The sequence below is a fragment of the Rhizobium sp. L51/94 genome, from assembly GCF_019355555.1.
GTDB classification, from domain to species: Bacteria; Pseudomonadota; Alphaproteobacteria; order Rhizobiales; family Rhizobiaceae; genus Rhizobium; species Rhizobium rhododendri.
Genome location: NZ_CP072141.1, coordinates 2,314,670 through 2,328,593 on the forward strand (window position 1 = coordinate 2,314,670; position 13,924 = coordinate 2,328,593).

19 protein-coding genes and 4 tRNA genes are annotated in these 13,924 nt (G+C 60.4%); 11 read left to right on the top strand and 12 right to left on the bottom strand.

Features of this window, described 5'->3' with window-relative positions; translation table 11 throughout:
• Positions 1–59: 59 nt before the first annotated feature.
• Together J5274_RS11350 and J5274_RS11355 are read right to left on the bottom strand one after the other, a co-directional pair.
• Positions 60–572 (bottom strand): hypothetical protein, encoded by a 513-nt coding sequence (locus J5274_RS11350; RefSeq protein ID WP_224128255.1) that lies wholly within the window; start codon positions 570–572, stop codon positions 60–62.
• A gap of 41 nt (positions 573–613) precedes the next feature.
• Positions 614–1,387 (bottom strand): NAD kinase, encoded by a 774-nt coding sequence (locus tag J5274_RS11355; protein WP_142822257.1) that lies wholly within the window; start codon positions 1,385–1,387, stop codon positions 614–616.
• Between the two features lie 211 nt (positions 1,388–1,598).
• Here J5274_RS11355 and J5274_RS11360 point away from each other — a divergent pair, with 211 nt between their 5' ends.
• Both J5274_RS11360 and J5274_RS11365 read left to right on the top strand, forming a co-directional pair.
• Complete coding sequence (locus tag J5274_RS11360) at positions 1,599–2,222, top strand: YigZ family protein (RefSeq protein ID WP_142823565.1); 624 nt, start codon at positions 1,599–1,601, stop codon at positions 2,220–2,222.
• Between the two features lie 131 nt (positions 2,223–2,353).
• Positions 2,354–3,403, top strand: coding sequence for a 3-deoxy-7-phosphoheptulonate synthase (locus tag J5274_RS11365; RefSeq protein WP_142822258.1), 1,050 nt, complete (start codon positions 2,354–2,356; stop codon positions 3,401–3,403).
• 53 nt (positions 3,404–3,456) lie between these two features.
• Here J5274_RS11365 and J5274_RS11370 read toward each other — a convergent pair whose 3' ends face one another.
• The 4 genes from J5274_RS11370 to J5274_RS11385 form a co-directional block, all read right to left on the bottom strand.
• Positions 3,457–3,624 carry a hypothetical protein gene (locus tag J5274_RS11370; RefSeq protein WP_153816477.1) on the bottom strand — a complete coding sequence of 56 codons (168 nt, stop codon included), beginning with the start codon at positions 3,622–3,624 and terminating at the stop codon, positions 3,457–3,459.
• Positions 3,625–3,717: 93 nt separating this feature from the next.
• Positions 3,718–3,930, bottom strand: coding sequence for a hypothetical protein (locus J5274_RS11375; RefSeq protein ID WP_162556542.1), 213 nt, complete (start codon positions 3,928–3,930; stop codon positions 3,718–3,720).
• 221 nt (positions 3,931–4,151) lie between these two features.
• On the bottom strand, positions 4,152–4,406 hold the full coding sequence (locus J5274_RS11380) for a hypothetical protein (protein ID WP_142822260.1): 255 nt from the start codon (positions 4,404–4,406) through the stop codon (positions 4,152–4,154).
• Between the two features lie 110 nt (positions 4,407–4,516).
• Complete coding sequence (locus J5274_RS11385; protein ID WP_142822261.1) at positions 4,517–4,768, bottom strand: hypothetical protein; 252 nt, start codon at positions 4,766–4,768, stop codon at positions 4,517–4,519.
• A gap of 150 nt (positions 4,769–4,918) precedes the next feature.
• Between J5274_RS11385 and J5274_RS11390 the strand changes: the two genes are divergently transcribed.
• Positions 4,919–5,071: a hypothetical protein gene (locus J5274_RS11390; protein WP_153816508.1), complete on the top strand. Its 153-nt coding sequence runs from the start codon at positions 4,919–4,921 to the stop codon at positions 5,069–5,071.
• A 79-nt stretch (positions 5,072–5,150) separates the two neighbouring features.
• Here the strand turns inward: J5274_RS11390 and J5274_RS11395 are convergent.
• The 3 genes from J5274_RS11395 to J5274_RS11405 form a co-directional block, all read right to left on the bottom strand.
• Positions 5,151–5,226, bottom strand: a tRNA-Thr gene (locus tag J5274_RS11395).
• A gap of 246 nt (positions 5,227–5,472) precedes the next feature.
• Positions 5,473–6,165 carry an AprI/Inh family metalloprotease inhibitor gene (locus tag J5274_RS11400; RefSeq protein ID WP_224128253.1) on the bottom strand — a complete coding sequence of 231 codons (693 nt, stop codon included), beginning with the start codon at positions 6,163–6,165 and terminating at the stop codon, positions 5,473–5,475.
• Positions 6,166–6,203: 38 nt separating this feature from the next.
• Positions 6,204–7,112 carry an RNA methyltransferase gene (locus J5274_RS11405; RefSeq protein ID WP_142828910.1) on the bottom strand — a complete coding sequence of 303 codons (909 nt, stop codon included), beginning with the start codon at positions 7,110–7,112 and terminating at the stop codon, positions 6,204–6,206.
• A gap of 211 nt (positions 7,113–7,323) precedes the next feature.
• On the opposite strand from J5274_RS11405, the gene J5274_RS11410 reads away from it, so the two are divergent.
• The 3 genes from J5274_RS11410 to tuf all read left to right on the top strand — a co-directional run bounded on the left by J5274_RS11410 (position 7,324) and on the right by tuf (position 8,934).
• Positions 7,324–7,408 (top strand) — tRNA-Tyr (locus J5274_RS11410).
• A 23-nt stretch (positions 7,409–7,431) separates the two neighbouring features.
• Positions 7,432–7,505, top strand: a tRNA-Gly gene (locus J5274_RS11415).
• Positions 7,506–7,758: 253 nt separating this feature from the next.
• A complete protein-coding gene (tuf, locus tag J5274_RS11420; protein WP_142822264.1) occupies positions 7,759–8,934 on the top strand; it encodes an elongation factor Tu in 1,176 nt (391 codons plus the stop codon).
• A gap of 99 nt (positions 8,935–9,033) precedes the next feature.
• On the opposite strand, the gene J5274_RS11425 is transcribed toward tuf, so the two are convergent.
• Positions 9,034–9,621 (bottom strand): histidine phosphatase family protein, encoded by a 588-nt coding sequence (locus tag J5274_RS11425; protein WP_142822265.1) that lies wholly within the window; start codon positions 9,619–9,621, stop codon positions 9,034–9,036.
• Positions 9,622–10,015: 394 nt separating this feature from the next.
• Here J5274_RS11425 and J5274_RS11430 point away from each other — a divergent pair.
• From J5274_RS11430 to J5274_RS11450, 5 genes are all read left to right on the top strand, one after another.
• Positions 10,016–10,091: transfer RNA gene (locus J5274_RS11430), tRNA-Trp, on the top strand.
• A 318-nt stretch (positions 10,092–10,409) separates the two neighbouring features.
• A complete protein-coding gene (locus J5274_RS11435; protein WP_142822266.1) occupies positions 10,410–11,186 on the top strand; it encodes a DNA polymerase III subunit epsilon in 777 nt (258 codons plus the stop codon).
• Between the two features lie 131 nt (positions 11,187–11,317).
• Positions 11,318–11,740 (top strand): hypothetical protein, encoded by a 423-nt coding sequence (locus tag J5274_RS11440; RefSeq protein WP_142822267.1) that lies wholly within the window; start codon positions 11,318–11,320, stop codon positions 11,738–11,740.
• Positions 11,741–12,051: 311 nt separating this feature from the next.
• The gene (locus J5274_RS11445) at positions 12,052–12,261 is read left to right on the top strand and encodes a cold-shock protein (protein ID WP_111220660.1); all 210 of its coding nucleotides are present in this window, start codon (positions 12,052–12,054) and stop codon (positions 12,259–12,261) included.
• A gap of 121 nt (positions 12,262–12,382) precedes the next feature.
• Positions 12,383–12,607, top strand: coding sequence for a hypothetical protein (locus J5274_RS11450; protein WP_111220661.1), 225 nt, complete (start codon positions 12,383–12,385; stop codon positions 12,605–12,607).
• Between the two features lie 292 nt (positions 12,608–12,899).
• Here the strand turns inward: J5274_RS11450 and J5274_RS11455 are convergent, their stop codons facing one another.
• Positions 12,900–13,235: a hypothetical protein gene (locus J5274_RS11455; RefSeq protein WP_142822268.1), complete on the bottom strand. Its 336-nt coding sequence runs from the start codon at positions 13,233–13,235 to the stop codon at positions 12,900–12,902.
• A 32-nt stretch (positions 13,236–13,267) separates the two neighbouring features.
• Positions 13,268–13,786 (bottom strand): YidB family protein, encoded by a 519-nt coding sequence (locus J5274_RS11460; RefSeq protein WP_142822269.1) that lies wholly within the window; start codon positions 13,784–13,786, stop codon positions 13,268–13,270.
• Between the last annotated feature and the right edge of the window lie 138 nt (positions 13,787–13,924).

A 13,924-nucleotide genomic window follows, 5' to 3' on the forward strand; every position in this document is an offset into this window, starting at 1 on the left:
CAAACAAAGACCCCCTCGCGGCTGTCTGCCTAGAGGGGGTCTTTTTTTATAGCCAGCGCTTACTCCGGCGCCTTCTCAACGACGATTTCCCCGAGTTCGTCGAGCATGACATTCCAGACATCCGCGTCGGCATCGGCATCAGCTTTGATATAGAGCGTGGCAAACAGGCCGGGTTCGCGGATGATGCCCCCGGAGTTTTCGGGCCGGATATCCGTAACGATGGCCTTCAGCGCGGTGATTTCGGGCAGTTCCGTCGTTGAAACGATCTGCGGCCCGTCGTCGGTCGTGGCGACCTGCTGCAGGTAGACCTTCGATGTGCGATCTGCCTGGCGCACCGCATAGAGCTTGTAAAACCCGTGGCGCGACGGTGGCGTGATTGTCGTGGGCGTATCGGTGCTTGGCAAAGTCACGGCGGGTGCCGGCTGCGCCGCTCCGTTATCCTGCCAGAAGCCTGTTGTCGTCGAGGCAATGATGCTGGCCGGCAGCACGCCGTCGTCGGCCCGCGCCTCGGAAGTCGAAACGACGCTTGCCAGCAGTGCGGCCAACAGTGGGGCGTGGAGTGCGTTTCTCAAGAGCTAGCTGCCATCAGATGTCGTCAGGGGGAGTGGGCCGGTCAATCGGAAAATTGCTCGGCGAGGATACGGTCGGACCACGAGCGGTCGGGGTCGGAAAGGATGCGGGCGGTGGTGTCCTGGGTCTGGGCGATACGGACGCTCAGCACCGATTTCACCTCCGTGTTGTCGGCCACCGCATTGACGGGGCGCTTGACCGGCTCAAGGACAGTAATGTCCACCGTCACCTTGTTGGGCAGCAGCGCCCCGCGCCAGCGACGCGGACGGAAGGCGCTGACCGGCGTGATGGCGAGCAACGGCGCTTCCAGCGGCAGGATCGGTCCATGGGCGGAGAGGTTGTAGGCGGTGGAGCCGGCCGGTGTGGTGACCATCAGGCCGTCGCAGATCAGTTCTTCCAGCCGCACATGGCCGTCGATCTCGACGCGCAGCTTGGCCGCCTGGTAGGACTGGCGGAACAGCGAGACCTCGTTGATGGCGAGCGCCACCGATTCGCTGCCGTCCGCATTGACAGTACGCATCTCCAGCGGATGGAACGCATTCTCGACTGCTGCATCGATGCGTTCGTCGAGGTTCTCGACACGGTAGTCGTTCATCAGAAAGCCGACGGAGCCGCGGTTCATTCCGTAGACGCGCTTGCCGGAGTTCATTGTGTTGTGCAGCATCTGCAGCATGAAGCCATCGCCGCCGAGCGCCACCATGACATCGGCGTCCTCCTGGGGCGCCTGGCCATAGATGGCGATCAGTTCTTCGCGCGCCGCCAGCGCCTCCGGTGAAGTCGAGGCCAGAAAGCAGAGGGACTGAAATGAGCGCGGCATGCAATATCCTTCGACAATCTCCGTCTACGTAAAGGATAACACCCCTGTGCGACAAGCCGTATTCGCCCACCGGCGATATCGCGGCATAGTCGCACAGCGGGCGCGGCTCCGGATACAATCTTCCGGCGAGGCTGCTGGAACAGGCTCGCCATGTCGCAGCCAAGCCGTTACAGACGAACGGGCAATTGTCCTTTCAGAGACCAAAGTGCCGATGTTTTCCCTCAGGCAGCCGACCTCGTTCGAGCAATCCATCAAGAAGAGCCGGTTTCTCGCGCTCGCAGCCGCGATTGCCGATGAGGACGAGGCGAGGGCAAAGCTGTCTGCTCTTGCAGATGCCGGCGCGAACCACAATTGCTGGGCCTGGCGTATCGGCCAGACCTATCGCTTCAATGACGATGGCGAGCCGGGCGGTACCGCTGGCAAGCCCATCCTGCAGGCGATAGACGGCCAGTCGTTCGACCGTGTGCTGGTCGTCGTCTCCCGCTGGTTCGGCGGCGTGCTGCTCGGAACAGGCGGCCTGATGCGCGCCTATGGCGGCACGGCCGCAGCCTGCCTCAGGGCTGCCGATCGGGTCGAGGTGGTGCCGATGGTGGCAGCGATCGCATCGATCGGGTTTTCCGATCTGGCTCTGGCAAAGGCGCGGCTTCTATCAATCGCCGGCCTCTCCGTCGTCGCCGAAATGTTTACCGAAGACGGCGCAGTGCTTTCCCTCAGTATTCCGGAAGGTCAGGCAGATCGGGCCGCAGCCCTCGTCGCCGACATTACGAACGGCCGGGTCCAGCTCGATTTCGGCTCTGTGGGCAATCCGGACACTCTAGCGGGAGCGGCGCCGTAGCCACGGATAGCTTGGCCATCGGGAACCTATCTGCGGCAACCGCGCCTGAACGCGGCGAAACGCGTGGCAGCGGCTTCCGTTTGCCGTCCTTATTGACTATCAGTCTGCCATCAATTGTGAGGAGTTCCCCCGTGCCGACCACTGACGATCTGCGCATTCTCGAGATCACCCCCCTGAGCCCGCCGTCCCGTGTCGTTGCGGACGTGCCATGTTCGCCTCATGCGGCCGAAACGGTCTCCGCTGCCCGCGCCGCCGTGCACCGTATCCTCACCGGCGAGGACGACCGGCTGGTGGTGGTCGTCGGCCCATGCTCGATCCACGATCCCGTTGCTGCGCTTGATTATGCACGGCGTCTGGTCGCGGAGCGCAAGCGGCATCAGGGCGAACTCGAAATCGTCATGCGCGTCTATTTCGAAAAGCCGCGCACCACGGTAGGCTGGAAGGGGTTGATCAACGATCCCCGTCTCGACGGTAGCTTCAAGATCGAGGAGGGCCTGCGGCTTGCCCGCCAGCTGCTGGTGGATATCAACGACCTCGGCCTGCCCGCCGGCTGCGAGCTTCTCGATACCATCACGCCGCAATATATCGCCGACCTCGTCAGCTGGGGTGCTATCGGCGCGCGCACCACGGAAAGCCAGGTGCACCGCGAGCTCGCCTCCGGCATGTCCTGCCCGATCGGCTTCAAGAACGGCACCACCGGCGACATCAGGATTGCGCTGGACGCGGTGACCGCCGCCTCGCAGCCGCACCATTTTCCGGCCGTCACCAAGGATGGCCGCGCCGCCATCGCCTCGACATCCGGCAACGAGGATTGCCACCTTATCCTGCGCGGCGGCAAGGCGCCGAATTTCGACGCCGAAAGCGTTGCCGCAGCTGCAGCCGAATCGCTGAAGGCCGGCCTGCCGCCGCGCATCATGATTGATGCCAGCCATGCCAACAGCGGCAAGAACCCCGACAACCAGCCGCACGTCATCGACGCCATCGCCAGCCAGGTTGCAGCCGACGACCGGCGGATCATCGGCACGATGCTGGAAAGCAATCTCGTCGGCGGACGTCAGGAACTGGTGGCCGGGGGAAAGCTGACCTATGGCCAGAGCATCACCGACGGCTGCATAGACTGGGAAACGACGGTCTCGGTGCTTGACGTGCTGGCCAAATCGGTGCTCGCGAGGCGTGGCTAAAGCGCAGTATCGACGCGCTTCCCGTAAAAAGCCGTCCATAGCGAACGAATGCCTTAGCTCGAAGACTTCTTCCTGAAGGTTATCTCGTAGCCGCGCGTCGCGCCGGCATCGCTGGCGATCTTCTCAACCTTGCTGGCAGCGGCCTTCTCCTTGGCGGCTGCCTTTTCCATCATCTGGCCAAGGCCGGCCAGGGACTTCTTTTTCGGCGGTTCGTCGGTCATTCCCTACCTCGCTGTTGCACCCGTTAGTGCTGCCAGTTCGGCGGGCAGCAGGCAATGGAAAAAAGCCATTACAGGCGCGCACAGTCGTAGGTATCAATCCGGGAGCTTTTCCGGCTGATCGACAGCGGCATCGGCAGACGCTGCATTGTCGTCTGTCGAAACCGCACGTTCGAGCTCGGCCGCGCGCAGCCTGGCAGCACTCTGCAGAAGCTGCGCAAACGCTCCCGGTGGCACACCATCGGCCTTCAGGACCTGACCGATCAAAGGATCTGCCGCTGCTTCATGGATCGTCATATCTTCGCCCATAGTCGCGCTCCTGGTTAATATGAACTGAATCGTACCGTCCATCGGTGTCGAGATTGAGTCTGGAATTCGGGTTCTCGGTTTCGTTATACTGAGATCGAACCGGAAGTTTTTTCAAACGCCTTTAGTCCACCCAACGCCTTGGGGATGATACGAGGCTGATCAAACACCATCGGTCGTCTACTCCGGTCCAAAGTCTTGCCCCGGAACTCGGGCTCCTGACCTCACTGGCTGCTCTGCGCGGGTGCAGGTTGTGACACCGCACCGCTGTTGCCGGCACCGCCGTTGGGTGCGGGGTTGGTATGGGAGACCTCTCGGGTCATCGCGAAGGCAGCCAGACCGACAATGAAGACCACTGCAACCGCCAGACCCCAGAACGACAGGCTTTTTCCACGTCCGGACATTGCCCGCTCCCGGCCCTGGTACGCCGTTTCGGGCACGGTAGCGGCATCGTTGTCGTTATCTACCGGCTTGGACATGACGATCGCTCCCCACAAATATTTGCATGACAACCCGTCAAGCGCGAGCTTGTTCCGCCAGCAGCGCCTTTGGGGAGGGATCCGTGGCCGATTGTTATTCCTGCTGGCCGTCAGGCGTTCAGGTCGAGCTGAACGGCAGCTTCCGCGACTGCCGACTTTGTCTTCTGCTTGCGCCCCAAACGCGATTTTGTCGACTTCGCAGATGTGTCGCCGCCAGCATCTTCCAGGTCAGGAATGAGCATTGCGTCGTCGGTTGGCACGAAAGCGCCGCTTCCGGCTTCGTCGGCGGCACGGGCTGTCTTCAGCGCGCGCGCCTGCCGGTCTGGGGAAGTGGCGGCTGTCTGTGGGGCAAATCGAATCATAAACATGGTACTCCGCAATGTTCTCTTTATGTTCACATGCCGGAAAGCCCGAGTCAATGAATACATTCCGAGATCGCGCCGTGATGGCGGTTGTCCGCCCGCGTCCGGCGCGATAGGTATCCACCGACGAGCTCAGGAGACCCGCACCGCATGGACGACAACGTCGTGAAATTCAAACCGAAGCGCCCGGAAAAAGCGCCGCGCAGACTATCCCGCTGGCAGCGAAAGATCGTCATCACCGTCTTCATCTGCGCCGTCTTCGGCATCATCTATCTGAAGAACTGGCTGATGGGGCAGGCGTAAGGGCTGGGCAACCCCAAGACCCGACCGCATGCTGTCGCACGCGGAGAAGTCGGATCTACGGAACATCGAAAAGAAAAAGTGGTGCCCCCGACAAGGTTCGAACTCGTGACCCCCTGATTACAAATCAGGTGCTCTACCAACTGAGCTACAAGGGCGGCAGAGGGGCAAATAGCAGATTCTCAGCGCCTGTAAAGTCAAAATCATTGCGAACGCTCAGCTTTTCGCATCTGTCCCCAATGCTCGGGCCACATTCAACATGGAAAGCGAACATGGACGCGCGGGATTCGAACAGCGCCATGTTTGTCGAGGGTTTTTGAAGAAGACCTAAGCGTCGCATTACTTTAATGGCCGGTCGCAGCGATGCGACCGTTTTCACCTCGCTTCAGCGAGTATCCCAGCGGTCAGGGCTGGCGCACCAGTTTCAGCGGCTTGCCGCCATCCTCAAGCGATTTGTCGAAGCTGCCGTCCGCCTTCATGTCGAAGGAGATCGACGTACCATCGTCGCTCATCAGCACCAGGCCGAAACCCTCCAGCGCCCAGAGCGTCAGCTTCATATCCTTGAACTCTGCAGCGCAGTCACCGTTCGGTGACACCTTGGTCGTGCCGTCGCCGTCCTTGTCGCCCGTCAGCTTGAGCGCGCAGATAGGCTGAGTTCCCTCCGGTTTCTGGATAGCCCAGTTGCCGGCAATGCTTTCGATTGTTGGGACATGGTCGATGGTGCCCAGCGCGGGCAGTAGCCACATCGGTTCGCCGTCCTCGGTTTCCCAGGGCGATCCCTCGTCCTGGATGAAATTGACCAGCGTCTTGTGGGCGGCATCGACGATTGAGAGTGTTCCGTCCTCGGAAAGCGTCCATGCCGTCGCCTTGGAAAGTGCGGGAACCGGCGTTGCGCAGGCTTCCGCGCCGGTAATCGCATAGCCGCCGGCAGCTGGTGTGGTGGCAAATGTCAGCAGGCAGCCCTTGCTGCCGTTCTGCGGCGCCGCCAGCCAGCTGCCGGCCTGCGCCTTCAACTGGTCGGCATCGGCAGCCTCGACTGCGCTGGCAAGTGTCAGCAGTGAAGCGGCACAGACCGCCAGGGCAAGGATAGGGCGCACGGCATTCTCCATCGGCTGCAGACCGTCGGGCCTGCCGATCAGGGTTTCAGGTAGGACCGCGCCGCATAGAGCGCGATGGCGGCGGCATTGGAGACGTTGAGCGACTTGATGGCGCCCGGCATGTCGAGGCGTGCGAGCACATTGACTGTCTCGCGCGTCTTCTGACGCAGGCCCTTGCCTTCGGCGCCGAGCACCAGCGCAACCTTGTCGCCGGAGAACGTGCCCTCGAGCGGTGCCGGCCCGTCCGAATCAAGGCCTATCGTCGTGAAGCCGAGTTTGTTCAGTTCGCCAAGCGTGTCGGAAAGGTTCGTCACCTGGATATAGGGAATAAGCTCGAGCGCACCGGATGCGGATTTGGCAAGGACGCCCGATTCGGTCGGGCTGTGGCGGATTGTGGTGATGACGGCACCGGCGGCGAAGGCAACGGCGGAGCGCATGACGGCGCCGACATTGTGCGGATCGGTGACCTGATCCAGCACCAGCAGCAGCGGACTGTCTGTCAGCGCCGAGAGCTTGCGCACAGGCAGCGGCCGGGTTTCCAGCATGACGCCCTGATGGATGGCATCCGGGCCAAGGATCTTGTCGAGGTCCTGCGGCGTGATCATCTCGACGGGGTAGGGCAACTGGTCGACAGGGCCGATATCGAGGCGCACCAGCGCGTTCTGGGTAACCGAAAGCTTCAGCAACTTGCGTTCGGGATTGTCGAGTGCAGCGCGCACGGTGTGCAGCCCGTAGAGCTGGACGAGATCGGGGGCGATCGGCGCAGGCTTCCAGTCGCCGCCGCCGGCGCGTTTGCGCTTCTGCGGCTGGGGCGTTGGAATTTCACCGCGTTCACGCTTGGCATCGCGATGGGCGCGGCGCAGCGTGGCGTAATGGGTATCCTTTTGCGAATGATCGCCGGACGTGGTTTCTGGGCCGGTAGGGCCGGGGGCTTTATCTTTGCTCATGCGGCTTTATACCCAGCGCTGCGATAAGCGCATAGTCCTTCTTTCATGTCTTGCTTTGATCGCGGGCCTTTCCGTTGGAGAGGAAATAATTTCGTCATTTTTGCACATTCCTCGTGTTGACAGACCGGAGCCGGGCGGTCATATACGCGGCGCAGTCACGGCGGCAACGTCGGGTCTGACAGACTTGGTAGCCAAGGTCCGGATGGAATCTGGAGGGATGCCCGAGTGGTTAAAGGGGACGGACTGTAAATCCGTTGGCTCAGCCTACGTTGGTTCAAATCCAACTCCCTCCACCATTCCGTCATTGGATCTTGCACCCGCGGGTATAGCTCAGTGGTAGAGCAGCAGCCTTCCAAGCTGAATATGCGGGTTCGATTCCCGCTACCCGCTCCAGGGTCTTGGAAATCCAAATCACAATTCCCATCTAACGAGTTGAACCGACAGGCGCTTATCGCTCTGTCCGGAACATCCGCTGCATTCCGTCAAACGGACTTCTGTCTAGCTGGCGGCGCGCGACAATCGCCGGTCGCGGGCGAAAATCCGGCTGTGCAATTAAGTCTTGCGCTCCCGCATCGAAAGCCTTAAACGGCGGCACTAAACCGGTTCGCCGGGGTCACCAATCCTACGTTCATCAGGAAGCATTCAAATGGCAAAGAGTAAGTTTGAGCGCAACAAGCCGCACGTTAACATCGGCACGATTGGCCACGTTGACCACGGCAAGACGTCTCTGACGGCAGCGATCACGAAGTATTTCGGCGAATACAAGCGTTACGACCAGATCGACGCTGCCCCGGAAGAAAAGGCACGCGGCATCACGATCTCGACGGCTCACGTCGAATACGAAACGCCTGCCCGTCACTATGCACACGTCGACTGCCCCGGCCACGCCGACTACGTCAAGAACATGATCACCGGTGCTGCCCAGATGGACGGCGCGATCCTGGTCTGCTCGGCAGCCGACGGCCCGATGCCCCAGACCCGCGAGCACATCCTGCTTGCCCGTCAGGTTGGCGTTCCCGCCATCGTGGTGTTCCTGAACAAGGTCGACCAGGTCGACGACGAAGAGCTGCTCGAACTCGTTGAGCTCGAAGTCCGCGAACTTCTGTCGTCCTACGACTTCCCGGGCGACGATATCCCGATCATCAAGGGCTCGGCTCTGGCCGCTCTCGAAGATTCGGACAAGAAGATCGGCGAAGACGCCATCCGCGCTCTGATGGAAGCCGTCGACTCGTACATCCCGACGCCTGAGCGTCCGATCAACCTGCCGTTCCTGCTGCCGATCGAAGACGTGTTCTCGATCTCCGGCCGTGGTACGGTTGTTACCGGTCGCGTCGAGCGCGGCATCGTCAAGGTTGGTGAAGAAGTCGAAATCGTCGGCATCCGCGCAACGACCAAGACGACGGTTACCGGCGTTGAAATGTTCCGCAAGCTGCTCGATCAGGGCCAGGCTGGCGACAACATCGGCGCGCTGATCCGCGGCGTCACCCGTGACGGCGTCGAGCGTGGCCAGATTCTCTGCAAGCCAGGTTCGGTCAAGCCACACAAGAAGTTCATGGCTGAAGCCTACATCCTGACGAAGGAAGAAGGCGGTCGTCATACTCCGTTCTTCACCAACTATCGTCCGCAGTTCTACTTCCGCACGACGGACGTGACCGGCATCGTCTCCCTGCCTGAAGGCACGGAAATGGTCATGCCTGGCGACAACGTCACCGTTGCTGTCGAACTGATCGTGCCGATCGCCATGGAAGAAAAGCTGCGCTTCGCTATCCGCGAAGGCGGCCGTACCGTCGGCGCCGGCATCGTAGCCTCGATCGTCGAGTAATAACGGACGATCTCTTGAATTGAACAAGGCCTCGCTGGCGACAGCGGGGCCTTTTCACGTCTGGAGTTTGCTGGACGTTCATGAGAAAGCCAGAGACGGTTACTGGCAGTCGATCCGGGTGACGATGCCGCCGTCCAGCGCGAATATCGCGTCCTGGGGCACATCCAGGCCCAGCGCATCCGCCTGCTCCAGGTCAGCGTAGATTCCCCGGATGACGCGTCCGGCGACGCCGTGCGAGACGATGATCTTGTTCGCGGCCGGGTGGCGCTTGACTTCCGCAAGCGCCTCCAGCAGGCGCTCCGCAAAGCCCGCGAAGCCCTCTCCGTCGGGCGAGTGGAAGAACCATTCGAAACGGCTGAGCCCGTCGAGGGCACCTGGCCATTCCATCTCGATTTCGTATGTTGTCAGTCCGTCCCAGCAGCCCATGCCGATTTCCATCAGACGCGGATCGAATACGATCTCGTCACCAAAGCCGGCGGCGCCTGCGATGATGGCGGCCGTGTCTGCGGCGCGCCCGAGCGGGCTTGAGAAGATGGCCGTGCTGTCGGGATCGATAAGACCCCGAAGCGTCGCGCCGACACGCTCGGCCTGCTGTCTGCCGAGCGTGGTGAGGCCGGAATCGACCTGGCCCTGCCAGCGGCCTGCAGCATTGAATTCGGTCTGGCCGTGTCTTACGAGATAAATCATTAGAGGTTATTGGCGAGGTAGTCCGGCATCTGTCAAGGGCGGCAATGGAGCGAAGGCGCGAAGCTCACGATACGCTCAACAACGCGAATGCGAATCGCATGCGCCGCCGACTTGTCCTGCCACGAAGCAGGCGGCTCAATCCTGGTCGCACCTCCTCTCCGTATGCGGCTGCCATCGCTTGCATCTCGTACCGCGCGTCTGAAAATATCCGGCAAGTTTCTCGCTTCCACAGGAGGCGTAGCTGGCGTCGCTCCTTGACGTCCCACAGCAAGGCGTCGTGGTGGCGGAAAAATCCAAAATCGGACTTGCCAATTTATGCCGCGCGCCGTAAAGGGAGCGCCATGCTTCCGAAGGGCATCCGGCGATATGCCGGCAGTGCCCGGAAAAAGCGTTTAGGGGTATAGCTCAGTTGGTAGAGCGGCGGTCTCCAAAACCGCAGGTCGTAGGTTCGAGCCCTGCTGCCCCTGCCATTTTCCAGAACTCTCGACCATAGCAAGTGCCTGGCAAATGCCAGGTCAGCATCGACATATGGCTCCTCACATCTTGATCTCGGCGCTGTAGCCTGCATCTGACGCGGCAAATATTTCGTCGGTATCTTGATCGGTATTCGATCGACCCACATCTGCTCCTCAGTATCCATGTCAGGCATTGACCGCGACGGTCCATGCCCGCCAATCTGCATTTGCATGGAAGCGTAGAGCCTTAAATGCCGGGTAATTGATCTTGGAGCCGAGACTGCCGTTGTGGCTCATCCCTGTCACCAACGCATAACCGTCAGGAAAATTGGATTGAAAACGGACTATGCCTTTCCAACTGCCGGTTCCCGTATTCGGGTCATAGATCTCGAAACCGGCGGCAACGGCCCCAATGATGTCTGCGAGATCGGCTGGCAGGATGTGAGGCTCGGGGTGGACGGTCTGTGGCATGTTGGAGAAGAGCGCGGCGGCCTGATGGTCAATCCCGGCCGCCCGATCTCAGCCGAGACGATGGCAATCCATCATATAATCGACGAGGACGTCTCGGACGCGCCATTGTGGAGGGATGTCGCCGGGCGTGTGCTGAGGCCGGAGGGCGGCGTGCTGGCCTTGGCGGCCCACCGTGCGTCTTTCGAGCAGCGCTACTGCACACCACGCCATAGCCGCGGCGCGGCTTGGATATGCACCTGGAAATGCTCTCTCCGCGTCTGGCCCCACCTTGCGAGCTTCTCGAACCAGATGCTGCGCTACCAGAGGATGCCGGAGGGCCTTGTCCGCGAGCTCGGCCTGCCAGCCCATCGGGCAACACCCGATGCCTATGTTACCGCTCACCATTTGCGTGACCTGTTGAACGCAGCCCCGCTTGAGCAGCTTCTTGCCTGGAGCATGGAGCCAGGGCTTTTGCCTCGGGTTCGCTCAGGACCCGACCGCGGCAAGGGCTGGGACCGTCTGAGCCCGGAAGCGCTGCGGGAATTTGCCAAAGACCGCGATGTCGATATCCGCTTCAGCGCCGAAACCGAATTGCGCCGCAGGGAAGGGACAGGTCCTCTGCCTATTGTTCCTCCAATAGGGCAGGGAAGCCTGTTTTGACGTACGGAGACGGTGATGATTCAAGGAGCGGAATCGCCGCAAATGGGCTGGACAAGCTTTCTTCGGGCACATGCATCTTTTTCGCGGGAATTGCGTTGTTAGGCTTTAGATTAAACCGAAAGGCAACGACCATGGATCCGATTACCAAAACCGCCGGCGCCGAAGACAAGCTGCAGTCGCATCTAGCCGAGATGGAAGCCCGGGCGATGGATGGCGGCCCAGCGCTGCTCGATGCTCCCCGCATCGACCGCCAGGCTCGCCTGCAGGCGCTCAAGGAGGAGGTTGCCGATCTGCAGCAGACGGTGGCCGGCATAAAGGCGAGGGTGGCCCGCACGCGGCAGCAAGCGGTATCGGTGGTGAAGTCGGGAGCGGAATGGGCGGATGCCAGCGCGCATGCGCAGCTCGGTTCCTACCCTTGGGCAAAGCTGGCTGGAGCCTCGGCCGCCACATTCGTCGGCACCAGGATTTTGCGCATGCTTCCCCTCGGCGGCATTCTCTCCATTGCAGCACCGCTGATCATCTCCCAGATCAAGGCAAGGAATGCCAAGCGCTAAATTTGAGTTCACCGATTTCCCGCCATGCGATCCCGTTTGAAATCGCATGGCGGGCGTGCCTCAGGCGAGAGGCCTTCACCTGCGGTGATCGCCCATCCGGACATAAAACGTTAATTATTACTCTTTGACGTTGACATCCCCGGTGGTTACGCCTATCTAGAGTTCATCGATCTTTTGCTTGCTGAACTTTGGTTGCCGCGCGATTAGCACCGCGCCTGACGAACTTCCCTTTCAAAATACATCGTTATCACCGCCTGCAGTGCTCATGGCATTGCGGTATTCTAAAAATGCTTTGAAAAGGGTTCATCATCATGACCACAGGCACAGTAAAATGGTTCAATTCCACTAAGGGCTTCGGCTTCATCCAGCCTGACAACGGCGGCGACGATGCTTTCGTCCATATCTCCGCTGTAGAGCGTGCTGGTATGCGCGAAATCGTTGAAGGCCAGAAGGTCAGCTACGACCTCGAGCGCGACAACAAGTCGGGCAAGATGTCTGCTTGCAACCTCCAGGCTGCATAATTTAAAGCTTTCTTCTTCGCCTTGACCACGGATGTACTGGCACTGCGACGAAAGAAATCTCTTTAAGGCCGGGTTTTCCCGGCCTTTTTCACGTTTTCTAATATTGCGATAGGACCCCGTCATGGCAAATGAAACATCGAAATCCCGCGAAGAAGCCGAAATCGCGTTCGCAGGGACGCAGACCCATTTCTATGCGCGCGGCCAAGCCGCTGAAGAACTCGACGCCATGGTCGCCGACCGCGAATCCAAGACCGCGCGCTTGCGCGAAGCCCGTCTCGCCAAGGATCGCCGCGATATGATTGCCGCGACCGCAGCAAGGCTTCAGAAGCGCTCTGCGAAAGCCTGAGCTCCCCAGTATACGATCTGCCGTCAACGTTATTTAGAGGCTGCGAAACCGTCGCAGCCTTTTTGCGTGAGACTGAATGCGTTGCAAGCGCGGTAGGTCCGCTGTGACGGCAGTTGACGCGATCCCGTCAGCGGCAACACTCCATCGCTGACAAAAGCTTCACTCAGCATTTCATTGAAATCTGTTCTACCGGTTCTGAAAATCGGTGTGGTCACAAGCAAACGCCGATATCTGAATTAACAGATACCGGCGCCGATAATGCTGACGGATTGTAGTCGGTCGGTGGCTCCGACTAGCGGGTGGCGCCCCAGATAAACGCCAATGCCGCGACGATCGAGACCGCCGTCAGTGGATTGCCAGTGACTGTGGTCTTCACATCGTCAAGGATACGGTTGAAGCTGGAACCGGTTGCAACGCTGGTCGGTTCGTCTTTCCAGTCGCGGACCCTTTCGGCCTCGCGCGAATCCGCCCGTCCCTGAGGGATCCCGCTGATGGACTGCGAGACCGGGTCGGACGCCGGAAACGTGTCTTCAAGTCCCTGTTCGAGAGAATCCTTGCCGAGCACGCGCTGGACATTCTGCTCCTTGAGCAGGGACGCAACTGCTGGCGAGATAGGGTCGTTCGGCATGATATTCCTCCTGGATTTAAAAACTCCCGCACTTATTGCAGGAGCCGAGCAAAGCTCTTTTCGTCTGGTACCTTGCCGTCTGGCGTCAGGTCATTGACAGCCTTGGGGAGATCCTGTGATAGGCGGCTCAGCAGTTCCTGCTCGCTCAATCCCGTCTTTTCCGTCAGTTCCCTGACGACATCCGGGCCGAGCGCCTGTGACAGCTGCTGGTTGTCGATCGGCGCGTTGTCGCCGGGCGATACCCATGAGTTTGCAGCATCGCCGTGACCGTTCTGTTGGAATTGCTCCAGCAATCCGCCAAGCCCACCGCTGAGGATGCCGCCCGCAGATCCACCGCCGAGCAAGCCTCCAAGGCCGCCTTGCGTCACACTGCCGAGCAAGCCACCGAGCCCGCCGGCCTGATCCTCGCTTTGTTGCGTTCCGGGCTGCTGGGGCGAGGGAGCCTGTCCGCTCTTGGTTAGGTTGCGCAGCACCTCCGCAATCTGGTCACGATGCTGATATCCTGCGACAGCGAGGACACCGAGGAGTGCTTTCATGGGGCCAAGGTTCATATTCATCTCCCAATGTTGATCGTAGTTAAGAATGCCGACGACGTCGGATTGTTCCGCCTGCCAGCCGCGCCGTCGCCGCAATCTCTAGTGCGGCAACGGGCATCTCGGTTGTATCCCTGAGAGGAGCGGTCAGGACAT